Source organism: Mucilaginibacter agri (assembly GCF_009928685.1).
In the GTDB taxonomy this organism is placed as follows: domain Bacteria; phylum Bacteroidota; class Bacteroidia; order Sphingobacteriales; family Sphingobacteriaceae; genus Mucilaginibacter; species Mucilaginibacter agri.
The window spans coordinates 1-13,473 of the sequence record NZ_WWEO01000040.1; the positions used below are offsets into that span (position 1 = coordinate 1).

Below are 13,473 nucleotides of genomic sequence, written 5' to 3' on the forward strand. Positions count from 1 at the left end.
AACCTTAAAAAATAGCCGCATTATTATGTAAAGTGATATTGTAAAGTAGACGGCTAAACGCACAGGTTTAACCCCTTTTATGATGTTGCTTTACATAATCTTTTACTTTCCATAATGATGGTTATGCAAAGCTTTGCATAAGCGTTACGGGTTATTTCCAAAATGTGCGCGGTTTTAAAAGTGATGAAGCCAAATTTAAATCCATCATGGACGGTACAGCGAAACAACGGGCACAAACCGCCTTTAATCTGTGTCGGGATTTTGCGACACAGGGAAGCGAAGCATTGATTTATAATTAATTGTTAGGGGGAGCAATCCCCCTTGTTTCTAAAATTGCCCGGCGGCGGGCTATCGCCCGCCCGAAGAACGCCCCCTGTTTTCATAGTGTTAAATGATTTTCGGTGAAAACAGGGTGCGCCTTGATTTACCATAAACCGACCTGAAATATCATTCATTTATTTTCCATCAAAAATTGTAGATTGCCACCCTTAATGGCAGGCATCCTTGCTTGCCTTGTGATAAGGTTTAGGTTGAAAGTCCCTTGCAGCGAGTGTTAAGGGACTTTTGTTATAAACCGCATTTTTTGATGAATCATTCAAACTTAGGCTCCAAGTTTTTCAAATAATTGCGAACATAGTGTTTGCAGGAGGCTGAGAAGGGGCTCTAACAAAAAGCGCTGGTATTCTTGAATGTCTTTATTACCATGAACCATATTGTTTCTGACTGCATATATGATTTTTAGGATTGCCATTATTTTAACGTCTGAAGATTCGGATTTTAACCCGAGAAGCAGTTCTTTATCTCGTTCTGATTTAGAATTTCCAGCCCGGTCAAGCACGATGTTAAAATAACCTTCTTCAATGATCCATATTAAAGAATGAATATCTTTTTCATTACCCCATTCCAAAAATTGGTTGTAAATATTTTCTTCCCCTAAATACTGTGCTACAAGATCAGTTGCTTTATGATTGTCATCGTCTTTAGCCCTTAATTTAACATTTTGCTTTGCAAGTGAAGCCGGGACTTCATTATACAGCATGTTATATCCGGTATAGGTTGTCGAATATTTATCATACAATCCGCTAATCGTATCGACATTATAACCGTCCGCTTTCTGGCGATGGTTGTTATATTTCTGTATTAACTCCTCAGTCATCGTTCGATTTACTACTGCTTAATCTTTTCCAGTTGTTGTAAGTTATTTAGCGCTACCTTTTGTGTCTTACCATTGGAAAAGTTAGTGAACAAAAACGCCGAGCCATCGAAGCCATCCTGAAACGAGCCAGTAAATCCTTCGCCTGTTTCGATCATTAGATAAATCAGATCACCAAACTGGAGGTGCAATTTTTGAAAATATATTTGGTCTATATACATGATTGAAGATACTAAACAATATGTTGTATAACGGTTTAAAAGAAAAAGGAAAAAAAGAAAGCATAATAAATTACCCGCAATAAGGCAAATGGAAACGGAATAAGTCCCGTAGGGCGAGCGCGCCGCGCTAAGAAGGCGGCTCGTTATGCCGTAGTCTTTTGCGGATATATGAATTCTACGAATTGCGGGTAAAGCTTTGCTGTACTTTTTTTGTTTTAACCTGACCACACTTCTCTTGGTGTTCTATGCCCCTTAACAGGTTTAACATAAATTAACATTTCTATGAAGTTTAATTTTGTAATAATTGACCTGTAAATCATATGTTTGTATCAAATGAAGTATGTAGGAATCATATTCAGCGTTTACATGACCTTACTGGCAGTGTTGCCATGCAGGGACAGTGACGACTTTGGGGATATGGTGAAATCTTATACTACTTTTACTAAAAGCCATTCAGGTGACGAAAAAGCAGGCAAAGAAACCTGCACGCCGTTCTGCACCTGTTCCTGCTGTTCTACTGTTCGGACGCTAACACCCTACCATCACGTGGGGAGCGTTTTCATACAAGAAGTTAAAAAAACTTTCGGTGAGCCGACAGTTCCGGCGCTTCTTGAACAATCCATTTCTATCTGGCAGCCGCCTCAGATCGGTTAATACATTCGCTTCAATTTTGTTCGTGATGGGATAGCGTCTGCGCTATGCCACAAGCACGTTTACGTATTAACCATAAATCCATGTTTGATAAGATCATTGCGTTCTCGATCAGCAATAAGCTGGTCGTAGGGGCATTTATAATATTATTAGTAGCGGCCGGTATTTTTTCGCTTACACGCCTGCCAATTGATGCACAGCCTGACATTACCAATAACCAGGTTCAAATTATTACCCAGGCACCTACTTTGGGCGCTCAGGAAGTGGAGCAATATATTACCGCGCCGATAGAACTGGCGATTGCCAACGTGCCTAAAGTAATTGAAAAACGGTCAATTTCCCGTTCCGGACTGTCGGTGATAACGGTAGTATTTGAGGACAATGCAGATATCTATTGGGCGAGGCAGCAGATCAGCGAAGGTTTAAAGGAAGCTGAAAGTCAGATTCCCAAAGACACCGGCGAACCTATGTTGGCACCTATCACGACCGGCCTCGGGGAGATCTACCAGTATGTCATACATACAAAACCCGGCTATGAAAACAAATATTCCGCTACAGACCTGCGTACCATGCAGGATTGGATCGTCCGCAGACAACTGGCCGGAACCCCTGGAATTGCCGAAATCAGCGGTTGGGGCGGCTATGTGAAGCAATACGAGATCGCTATTGACAACGAAAGGCTGAACAGCCTTAATATTACGATCAGCGATATTTATACTGCACTTGAAAAGAATAACCAAAACACAGGTGGATCGTACATTGAACAGCGAAGTAACGCCTATTTTATCAGGGGGCTGGGTCAGGTTAAAACACTGGATGATATTGAACATATCGTGGTTAAGAACCGTGAAGATGCACCTGTGGTTATCGGTGATATTGCCAAGGTGCAATATGGCAGTGCTAACCGCTATGGCGCAGTTACCCGTAACGGACAAGGCGAAGTCGTTGCCGGTGTCGCCCTGATGCTAAAAGGTGAGAATTTCAGTGATGTTATCGAGCGCGTTAAGGAACGCATGGCCCAGGTACAAAAGTCATTGCCCGAGGGTGTGGTCATTGAGCCGTTCATTGACCGTACGGAACTTGTTGGCAGGGCTATGGGTACGGTAGAACGGAACCTTATAGAAGGCGGCCTTATCGTCGTTTTTGTATTGGTCCTGCTGTTGGGTAACTGGCGTGCAGGTTTAGTAGTTGCTTCCGTTATTCCCCTGGCCATGCTGTTCGCCGTAACGCTGATGTATCTCTTTGGGGTATCCGGAAATTTGATGAGCCTGGGTGCAATTGACTTTGGACTGATCGTGGATGGGGCGGTTATTATTGTCGAAGCCATCGTTCACCGGATCACAGAAAGCAACCGCTTCGCAGGCAAAGAAACACTTGATCAATCTGAAATGGATGGCGAAGTTTACGAAGCAGCATCCAAGATCAGGGACAGCGCCGCTTTTGGCGAGATCATCATCCTTATCGTTTATCTGCCGCTTTTCGCACTGGTAGGTATCGAAGGAAAGATGTTCCGGCCAATGGCAGAAACGGTAGCTTTCGCCATCCTGGGTGCTTTTATCCTTTCGCTGACCTATGTGCCTATGGCAAGTGCCTTATTTTTAAGTAAGAAAACCCACCATAAGCGGAATATTTCTGACCGGCTGGTTGATGCCATGCACCGCATTTATACGCCGGCGTTAAACGCCGTGCTGAAGGCTAAAAAGTTTACCGTTTTTTTGTCTGTCGTTTTATTAGCCATCGCCCTGTGGGCTTTTGCTAAAATGGGCGGTGAGTTCATCCCGACTTTAGAAGAAGGTGATCTGACGGTTGAAATTGCCATGATGCAAGGCACCTCACTATCGCAGGTAGTGCAGACCTTTGGAAAAGCAGAGAAGCTCTTAAAGCAGAAGTTCCCGGAGATCAAGCAGGCAGTAACCCGTATAGGAAGCGCGGAAGTGCCTACAGACCCGATGCCGTTCGAGCGTGGTGATATGATGCTATCTATGAAACCGAAAGATGAATGGACTTCTGCCGGTGATCGCGCTGAAATAATGGAGAAGATCGAAGAAACACTAAAAGATATTCCCGGCATTAATGTAGAAGTTACCCAACCTATGCAGATGCGATTCAATGAGCTGATGACAGGTATACGGCAGGATGTTGCCATTAAAATTTTTGGCGATGATCTGGACGTATTGGCTTCCCAGGCGTATCAAACTGCAAAACTGATCAGCGGCGTTAAGGGGGTAAGTGAACCAATGGTAGAAAAGGTAAGCGGCTTGCCCCAGGTAGCGGTTGTTTATGACCGCCATAAGATCGCCCAATATGGTTTGAACATTGAAGATGTCAACACGGCGTTAAGTACCGCTTTTGCCGGTCGGGTGGCTGGTGCGGTGTTCGAGGGTGAGAAACGTTTTGAGATCGTTTTGCGCCTAAGCCGTGAACTGCGTTCCGATATAGTGAACATCGAAAACCTTTATATCCCGCTTCCAAGCGGCAGCAAGGTTCCGTTAAGCCAGGTGGCATCGATCAGAACCGAGGATGCACCCTCACAGATCAGCCGTGAGGATGGTAAACGCCGGATCTACGTTGGCTTTAACGTCCGCGGCCGTGATGTGGAAAGTACGGTTAAGGAGATACAGGAGCTCTTAAATCAAAAATTAAAAATGCCTGCCGGTTATTACACGACCTATGGCGGACAGTTCCAAAATTTGCAGGAAGCCAAAGGCCGTTTAGCTATAGCTGTGCCGGTAGCACTGCTGCTGATCCTCGTGTTGCTGTATTTTACCTTCCGTTCCGTTAGAGAGACCCTCCTGATCTTTTCTGCCGTACCGCTATCAGCAATTGGTGGTGTTGCTGCCTTGTACTTACGAGGAATGCCTTTTAGTATCAGCGCAGGCGTCGGTTTTATCGCCCTTTTTGGTGTTGCCGTTTTGAACGGGATCGTTCTGATCGGTTATTTCAACCAGCTTCAAGCTGAAGGCATTACCGATATCATCGAGCGTGTAAAGAAAGGAACGCAGGTCAGGTTAAGGCCCGTGTTGATGACGGCCTCTGTAGCTTCGTTAGGTTTCCTGCCGATGGCTATATCGTCTACCGCTGGTGCCGAAGTGCAAAGGCCCTTGGCAACGGTTGTGATCGGCGGGCTAATATCAGCGACCTTGCTTACCTTACTGGTTCTTCCGGTGCTTTATATTCTTTTTACCAAAAATCATCCGCCAAAAACAGACAAGACAATGCCATTATCACCCAAGATCGGAGCTATCTTATTGTTTCTTACAGGCAGCTTAATTGCTTCGTCGGTCAACGCGCAGAGTGATAAACCGCTTACCTTATCAGAGAGCATTGAGACCGCAATCCGAAATAATCCGCAATTGCGCAGAGCAACGCTGGAGATCGGTCAGAACCGAACTTTACAAGGTACGGCATTCGACCCCGCCAAAACCGACATCACCCTTACACAAGACCCTACATCCGGTGGGAATATCGATAATAGTTTGGGGATCACCCAAAGCTTTGCTTTTCCGACCGTTTACAGCGCTCAGGCAAAAGTACTCAAAGCACAGACCGCATTGAGCGAACGCTCAAAAGCTATTACCGAAAACGAAGTCGTCAAACAGGTCACAGCAGCCTATTACGAGGTTCAATATGCGCAGAATAAGTTACGGCAGCTTACCAGCCAGGATAGCTTATATAAACGCTTTTCAGAGCGGGCGGCTTTGCGCTATAAAACAGGTGAAACCTCCTACCTTGAACAGCTTTCGGCTACGAACGCTTACAAAGAGATCAGCGTTTCCAGGCGACAGGCGGAAGCGGATGTACTGATCGGCAGGCAGGAATTACAGCAGTTATTGAGCATTAACTATTTGCCTGCAATAACTGATGGGCCTTTAGAAAAGCTTTCTTTTATTGCTGCCGATAGTATTGTGACCAGCAATCACCCACAAGTAGCTTATTATGAACAACGAAATGCTTTAGCTGATGCACAACTGAAAGCGGAAAAAAGCCGTTATTTCCCTGACCTGACCATTGGTTATCGCCAACAACTTTTAGTCGGCGCGTTTAATCCTGCCAATATCAGCCGCAACTATTTTCCCGGCACCAGGGTTGGTGGTTTTGAAGTCGGTGTTTCGGTGCCATTATTTTTCGGTGCTCAAAAGAGCAGGGTTAAAGCCGCCCAGGTGGGACAGCAGATCGCTCAGGCTGAACAGCAGAACGCCAGCCTTTTACTCAACAAGCAATATAATCAGGCACTGCAGCAACTCGCTAAATATGAGGCGGCAGTCCGCTATTACGACGAAGGTGGTTTAAAGCAGGCAGCCGAGCAAATACGGATCGCCCAGTTTGCTTATAGCAAGGGTGAGATCGGCTATGTCGAATTTATTCAGAATATGACACAGGCCATGAACATCCGCCTGTCCTATCTTTCAGCACTTCGTGATTACAACCAGGCGGTTATTGAACTTACTTACCTCACTACAACATCGAAATCAAAATGAGACTATTCCGTTTAAAAAAATATAAAACAGCGTTCGCGCTGACACTTGTCGCAACTATCATTTTGGCGTCCTGCACACAGCAACCCAAGACAGAAGAAAAAGAAGCAGCGGAGAAGGAAAAACCTAAAAACAAAACTGTCGGTATAACCATTTCTCGAAGCCAGTTGGATGCCGTTGGTATTCAATTAGGCTATTTGGAGCAAAAGAATTTAAAGTCGGTCGTTAAGGCCAGCGGCCAGTTGGAGGTGCCACCACAGAATAAAGCAGAAGTTACCTTGCTGATGGGCGGCGTTGTCAATCAGGTGTTCGTTCTGGAAGGACAGCATGTCAACAAAGGTCAAAAATTGGCTGCTATAGAAAATAACCAACTGATCCAATTACAGCAGGATTATATGGCTGCACAAAGCAGTCTGATGTATGCTACCAAAGAATATGAACGGCAAAAAGAACTGAATGAGGCAAACGCCGGTACGGGAAAGGTGTATCAGCAATCACAAAGCGCGTTACAGACCGAACAAGCTAAGGTAGCTGCATTAAGCCGTCAGCTTCGGCAGGTAGGCGTAAGTCCTGAGAGTGCATCACATGGCCGTTTTATCACACAGATTCCGGTATACGCGCCGATCAGCGGTACTATCGGGAAGATCGTTATTCAGACCGGCTCTTATGCCGAACCTGCAAGACCGCTGATGAACATCATTGATAACTCAAAAGTGCATTGCGATTTGGTCGTGTATGAAAAAGACCTGTTTAAGGTTAAGGCTGGTCAGCATGTTTATTTCACCTTGACCAACCAGAATAACAGGGAGATCACAGGAAAGATCTACGGGGTGAACCAATCTTTCGAAAATGAAAGCAAGGCGATCATCGCCCATGCAGTGATCGAACAGGCTGCCAAAAGTAATCTTATCCAGGGAATGTATGTCTCCGCCTTAATTGACGTTGGCCAGCAATTGGCGACTGCCGTTCCAACTGAAGCCGTCATAAAAACCGGTGGTAAGGAATATATCTATTACTTAGTCAAGGTAATGGAGAAAGATAAAGACGAAACCGCAAAGGATAAAGACGATAAGCCAAAGCCGGGAAGAAAGTATGTGTTTGAAAAAGCAGAGGTCGTGACGGGCGTAACGGACCTGGGCTATACCGAAGTCAGGCTGGTGACGTCGCTGCCAAAAGATGTGAAGATCGTAACAAAGGGTGCCTTTTATATCCTTTCATCAGAAAGCGCCACAGGGGAAGACGAAGAATAGAATTGAACTTAAAAACGCAGGCAATTAGTCTGCACGAAGGAAAAGATCATGGAAACGATTGTAATTGCAGATGATGTCATATTGAAGGATTTAGTAAACGAGAAAACACGCCGGAAGGCTTTCGGCCAGTTGCTCGCTAAATATCAGCAGCAGATTTACTTCTTTATCCGTCACCAGGGCCTGGATCACGAGGATACTGACGAGGTCACACAGGACGTATTTCTGACGATCTATAGAAACGTTAGTGCATTAAAACTATTGGATGAACTCGACTGGATCATCTACGGGTTCGCAGCGGAAGCCTGTAAGAAGTATTTTAAATTGAAGCCCCTGGAAGAATGGCTCCCAACAATGACCGCTCACCTGAAACAAAAAGGTTTCAGTTTTAAGAACATCGCATTCAGGCTCGAATTACCGCTAAAAGAGGTCAAGTACGCTTATCATACGTTCCTGTCGAAACAAACAGCGGTGCAAAACGCTTAACTACCATATCATGAAAGAAGAACAAGAAAACCAGGTACGGCAAGAACAATTCAAATCGGATGAACATTTAGCCAATACCTCGGGCGCTGAAAAAGAGGCCCATGAGGCTGACCAACATGCCGCGTCTGAACACGATCATGATGACGAAGATGAATCTTTAGATCTTACGAAAGCACCGGCAGAGGAAGAAACCTGGCTGAGCCATTGGCCGCTGCTTACCGCGCTGCTTATTTTGATCGTCATGCTGACGCTCGAATATGGGTTTAAGTACCAACCGCCATTTCCCGTCAATCTGATCATTTTTTTGATTGCATTCGGGTTGGCTGGCTACAATGTTTTGGCTATGGCCTGGCGCAAGGCAAAGCATTTTGATTTTTTCAATGAGTTTTTCTTAATGAGCGTAGCGACCATCGGTGCTTTCAGCATTGGTTCCTACAGTGAGGGCGTTGCCGTAATGGTTTTCTATTCCATAGGCGAATGGTTTCAGGATGCTGCCGTGAATAAAGCAAAGAAAAGCATTAAGGCGTTGTTGGATATCAGGCCGGATAAGGTAACTGTTATGCGTGGCGGTAAGCCAACTGAAACAGACCCGAAAACTGTTAAGGTGGATGAGGTCATTCAAGTGAAAGCAGGTGAAAAAGTTGCGCTGGATGGTGAACTTTATTCAGATGCCGCCAGTTTCAACACCGCAGCCTTGACCGGTGAGAGTAAACCGGATACTAAACGTAAGGGCGAAAAGGTACTTGCGGGTATGATCAATTTGGACAAAGTGAGCGAGGTACAGGTCAAGGCGCTGTTTAAAGACAGTAAGCTCAGCCAGATACTGGAAATGGTGCAGGATGCGACCGCCCGTAAATCTCAAACGCAGCTTTTTATCAGCCGCTTTGCTAAAATTTATACACCGATAGTCTTTGCACTGGCCTTGTTGGTATGCTTTGCACCCTACTTTTTTACAGACCCTTATAACTTTCATCAATGGTTTTATCGGGCATTGGTGTTTTTAGTGATCAGCTGCCCTTGTGCGCTGGTGGTTTCCATCCCATTGGGCTATTTTGGAGGCATTGGGCTGGCTTCAAGAAATGGTATTTTATTCAAAGGCTCGAACTTCCTGGACGTAATGACCAAGATCAACACCGTCATTATGGACAAGACCGGCACACTTACTAAAGGCGTGTTTAAAGTACAGGAAGTTGTTACCGAGAATTTTGATAAGAATGAACTGATCAGAACCGCCGCTGCTATCGAAGCCAATTCTACACACCCTATTGCCAAAGCCGTCGTTGAATATGCAGGTCAGCAGGAAGGTCAATTAAAGGCAGAAAACGTCGAAGAAATATCAGGTCATGGTTTGAAGGGAACAGTTAACGGCAAAACGGTACTTGCCGGGAATGCCAAGCTGCTCAAAAAGTTTAATATAAGTTATCCTGCTGACGTAGATAATTTGGTTGACACCGTTGTGGTACTGGCCGTTGATGATAAATATGCGGGTTATATCACGATTGCTGACGAAATTAAGGAAGATGCAAAAGAGGCAATTGAGCGAATGCATGCTTTAAAATTGCAGACCGTCATGTTATCAGGGGACAAACAGGCGGTAGTAGATAAAGTTGCTAAGGCACTTGGCATCGATAAAGCTTTTGGTGATCTGTTACCAGACGGAAAAGTGGAAAAAGTACAAGGGTTCAAAAATGCGGGCAGTCGTATCGCTTTTGTCGGTGATGGAGTGAATGATGCGCCGGTAGTTGCGCTTGCTGATGCCGGCATTGCGATGGGCGGCTTAGGCAGTGATGCGACGATAGAGACAGCGGATATTGTAATTCAGAACGATCAGCCTTCTAAACTTACCTCCGCGATTGAGATCGGCAGGATTACTAAACGGATCGTATGGCAAAACATAACCATTGCCATGGTGGTAAAGGTCATCGTTTTGGTTCTTGGTGCTGGTGGTGTCGCTAATCTGTGGGAAGCAGTGATCGCAGATGTAGGTGTCGCTTTGCTGGCCATTTTAAATGCGGTGCGGATTCAGCGGATGACGTTGCATGAGTGAATGCAGGCGAACAAAGCAAAGTTTCACAGCGCTATTGGCGTTCGCTTAAAGTTCTTTCTTTAAGCCTTTCGGAAATAGGCATGGTTATATTGGTTACCCCAGAGGCAAACGATCTTTTCCGGCTTGTCCGCAAAAAATTCATCATAGGCCAATTTAACACCGGGATTGATATCAAGGCCTTCAGCACCTGCTTCGGCATCATAATAATCCATCAGGATACAAATAGCATTCTTGCTCATGCGTGGATAAATGCTTTCGAAACAATGGAGCATCACCGCTTTGTGTTCCAACTTGTCGCCACCAAAACCGCAATCAATATGAACAAACGCGATCTCCGCAGGTAACTCGTTCGGTAACGTGGTTTTAAAATCACCCTTATGAACAATGGGCTGCTTCAGTTTGGCCTTTTCAAAATTGGCTTTCAGTTGTTCCTCAACACTTCCTTTAACAGTGAAGGTGGCGAAAAAGCTGTCGTACAAATGAAGCTGTTTTGAAGAAGCGTTTAATTCAATCACTTTTTCAAAAATAAGCGCGCATTGACCTGTGAAGCAACCTAACTCTACAACATCACCCGCAACTCCGTTGAAGATCACGGAATCTAATAAGTGATAATAATTGATGCGCTGTTCAGGCGTATTCATATCTACATTGGTATCCAATTGTTTAACCTGGTAACCGGTACGCATGAACCGCAGTCCTTTGTTAACGAAATCTACCAACGCTGACCGTTTCAATTCATTTACGGCATACGGCTGTTTGACCAGGAAGTAATTGTCCATGAGGTTATAAGTTTACAAGGTGTTTAGACAATAGTTTAAACTATCAACCAATATTCAATAATAGTAAAATTGTGGCAAACGCTGAAACTTAAACGGTATTCTGTAAAATTTCCGCATAATCCTGTAACGCAAATTTTCGGTGGCCCCGTAATTTTGTACCATAAATAAAGAATAATGGCAGCGCAATCGATCACCACAATTACTTTTCCCGTTACCGGCATGACCTGTGCAGGCTGCGCATCAAGCGTTGAATCAATGCTCGGCGCACAAAACGGTGTTGAGCAAGCGGCTGTGAACTTTGCAACGCAAACCGTAAAGGTCGAATTTCACCCTGAAATCGTTGCACCAGAAGTGTTAAAACGTTCATTACAGTCGGTAGGTTACGACCTGCTCATAGATACAGCTAACGGTAAAGAACAGCAGGAACAAATCCGGGAAACTCACTACCGTGCATTAAAGAGAAATATCCTATGGGCTGGTGCCCTTACCTTACCCGTAGTGATCATCGGTATGTTCTATATGGACATGCCTTATGCCAATTACATCATGTTATTGCTGACCGCGCCCGTGCTTTTTGTTGCAGGACGTAACTTTTTTATCGGGGCCTGGAAACAGGCAAAGCATGGACGCGCCAATATGGATACGCTGGTAGCTATGAGTACGGGCATTGCTTTCCTTTTCAGCGTCTTCAATACCGTTTACCCGGATTTCTGGCACAGGCAGGCCTTGCACCCGCATGTATATTACGAGGCGGCCTCGGTTGTCATTGTCTTTATCATGCTGGGAAAATTGCTCGAAGAACGGGCAAAATCCAACACGTCTTCCGCTATCAAAAAGCTAATCGGACTCCAGCCAAAGACTGTTTTACTGATCACTCCGGCAGGTGAAAAGGTTATGCCGGTAGAAGAAGTCAGGGTTGGTGACTTGTTGCTGGTACGCCCTGGTGAAAAGATCCCCGTCGATGGTACGGTACAGGAGGGTCATTCCTATGTCGATGAAAGCATGATCAGTGGCGAACCTGTCGCTGTAGCAAAGCAAAGCGGCGACCCGGTTTTCGCGGGCACGATCAATCAAAAAGGCAGTTTTCAGTTCCGTGCTGAAAAAGTCGGCAGTGAAACGCTCCTCGGACAGATCATTAACCTTGTACAGGAGGCGCAGGGCTCTAAAGCGCCGGTTCAAAAACTGGTCGATAAAATTGCAGGTATATTCGTGCCGGTCGTAATGCTGATCGCGCTGATAACATTAGGTGCCTGGCTGCTATTCGGCGGTCAGCAAGCCTTAACGCAAGGGCTTTTGGCAATGGTGACGGTGCTGGTGATCGCCTGTCCTTGTGCGCTTGGCCTGGCTACGCCCACCGCTGTAATGGTCGGTATTGGCAAGGGCGCTGAAAATGGCATCCTGATCAAAGACGCGGAAGCACTTGAAATCGGTTATCAGGTGAATGCAGTCGTGCTGGATAAGACAGGGACGATCACGGAAGGCAAACCAGTAGTAACAGACCTGATCTGGGCGAATCAGGCGGCTGGTAAAGAAAATCCCTTAGCTGCAATACTGTTATCACTCGAACAGCAATCGGAACATCCACTTGCGACAGCAGTTGTAGCCTACTTAAAGGAGCAAAACACGGGAACTGTAGCGTCGAACTATTTTCACAGTCTCACCGGTCAGGGAATTGAAGGCATGTTCGACGGACAGCCGTTCTATGCCGGTAACCTGAAACTCGTAGATTCCTGTAAAACCAACTTGCCTGATGAACTTCGTGTTGCGGCAGAAGCACTATCTGGTTGGGGTAAAACGGTCATCTATTTCGCTTCACATCTTTCTGTACTGGCGATTGTTGCCCTGCAAGACCGGGTGAAAATTACTTCTGCCCAAGCGATTGCCGAATTACAAGGCAGTGGTATCACGGTCTATATGCTCACCGGTGACCACGCGGTTACTGCTGCACATATCGGTAAAGAGGCCGGTATCACTGAAATTATTGCAGGTGCTTTACCGGCCGACAAAGCGGAGTTTGTGAAGACCTTGCAAAGCCAGGGCAAAATAGTCGCGATGGTAGGTGATGGCATCAATGACAGCCAGGCGCTGGCACAGGCTAACCTTTCTATAGCAATGGGCCATGGTTCGGACATCGCCATGGATGTAGCTAAGATCACGCTCGTCTCTTCCGATCTCTTACAGATACCCAAAGCACTTAAACTGTCCCGGCTCACTGTTCGTACAATTCGGCAAAATCTGTTCTGGGCATTTATCTATAACCTCATCGGCATTCCGCTGGCTGCCGGCATATTGTATCCGTTCAACGGCTTCCTGCTTAATCCCATGATCGCGGGTGCAGCTATGGCCCTTAGTTCTGTATCGGTGGTCAGCAACAGCCTTCGGCTTAAATATTCAAAAATTAACATATAGCATAA

Annotated in this window: 9 protein-coding genes; 6 read left to right on the top strand and 3 right to left on the bottom strand. The window is 45.6% G+C overall.

The window, feature by feature from the left end; all coding sequences use genetic code 11:
* Positions 1-601: 601 nt before the first annotated feature.
* Positions 602-1,156, bottom strand: a complete 555-nt coding sequence (locus tag GSY63_RS05760; RefSeq protein ID WP_157526444.1) for a hypothetical protein — start codon at positions 1,154-1,156, stop codon at positions 602-604.
* A gap of 11 nt (positions 1,157-1,167) precedes the next feature.
* Complete coding sequence (locus tag GSY63_RS05765; RefSeq protein WP_157526442.1) at positions 1,168-1,311, bottom strand: hypothetical protein; 144 nt, start codon at positions 1,309-1,311, stop codon at positions 1,168-1,170.
* A gap of 396 nt (positions 1,312-1,707) precedes the next feature.
* On the opposite strand from GSY63_RS05765, the gene GSY63_RS05770 reads away from it, so the two are divergent.
* From GSY63_RS05770 to GSY63_RS05790, 5 genes are read left to right on the top strand one after another with little or no spacing between them, the layout of a single operon-like run.
* Entirely contained in the window at positions 1,708-2,028 is a 321-nt protein-coding gene (locus GSY63_RS05770; RefSeq protein ID WP_157526440.1) for a DUF6660 family protein, read from the top strand.
* A gap of 44 nt (positions 2,029-2,072) precedes the next feature.
* On the top strand, positions 2,073-6,503 hold the full coding sequence (locus tag GSY63_RS05775; protein WP_317168547.1) for a CusA/CzcA family heavy metal efflux RND transporter: 4,431 nt from the start codon (positions 2,073-2,075) through the stop codon (positions 6,501-6,503).
* Positions 6,500-7,750 carry an efflux RND transporter periplasmic adaptor subunit gene (locus GSY63_RS05780; protein ID WP_157526436.1) on the top strand — a complete coding sequence of 417 codons (1,251 nt, stop codon included), beginning with the start codon at positions 6,500-6,502 and terminating at the stop codon, positions 7,748-7,750. Before GSY63_RS05775 ends, GSY63_RS05780 begins: the two co-directional genes overlap by 4 nt.
* 48 nt (positions 7,751-7,798) lie before the next feature.
* Positions 7,799-8,233, top strand: a complete 435-nt coding sequence (locus GSY63_RS05785; RefSeq protein WP_157526434.1) for an RNA polymerase sigma factor — start codon at positions 7,799-7,801, stop codon at positions 8,231-8,233.
* A gap of 10 nt (positions 8,234-8,243) precedes the next feature.
* The gene (locus GSY63_RS05790) at positions 8,244-10,280 is read left to right on the top strand and encodes a heavy metal translocating P-type ATPase (RefSeq protein ID WP_183549007.1); all 2,037 of its coding nucleotides are present in this window, start codon (positions 8,244-8,246) and stop codon (positions 10,278-10,280) included.
* 59 nt (positions 10,281-10,339) lie between these two features.
* On the opposite strand, the gene GSY63_RS05795 is transcribed toward GSY63_RS05790, so the two are convergent.
* Positions 10,340-11,059 (bottom strand): TylF/MycF/NovP-related O-methyltransferase, encoded by a 720-nt coding sequence (locus tag GSY63_RS05795; RefSeq protein WP_157526432.1) that lies wholly within the window; start codon positions 11,057-11,059, stop codon positions 10,340-10,342.
* Between the two features lie 174 nt (positions 11,060-11,233).
* Here GSY63_RS05795 and GSY63_RS05800 point away from each other — a divergent pair, with 174 nt between their 5' ends.
* Positions 11,234-13,468, top strand: coding sequence for a heavy metal translocating P-type ATPase (locus GSY63_RS05800; RefSeq protein ID WP_157526430.1), 2,235 nt, complete (start codon positions 11,234-11,236; stop codon positions 13,466-13,468).
* The last annotated feature ends 5 nt before the right edge of the window (positions 13,469-13,473 follow it).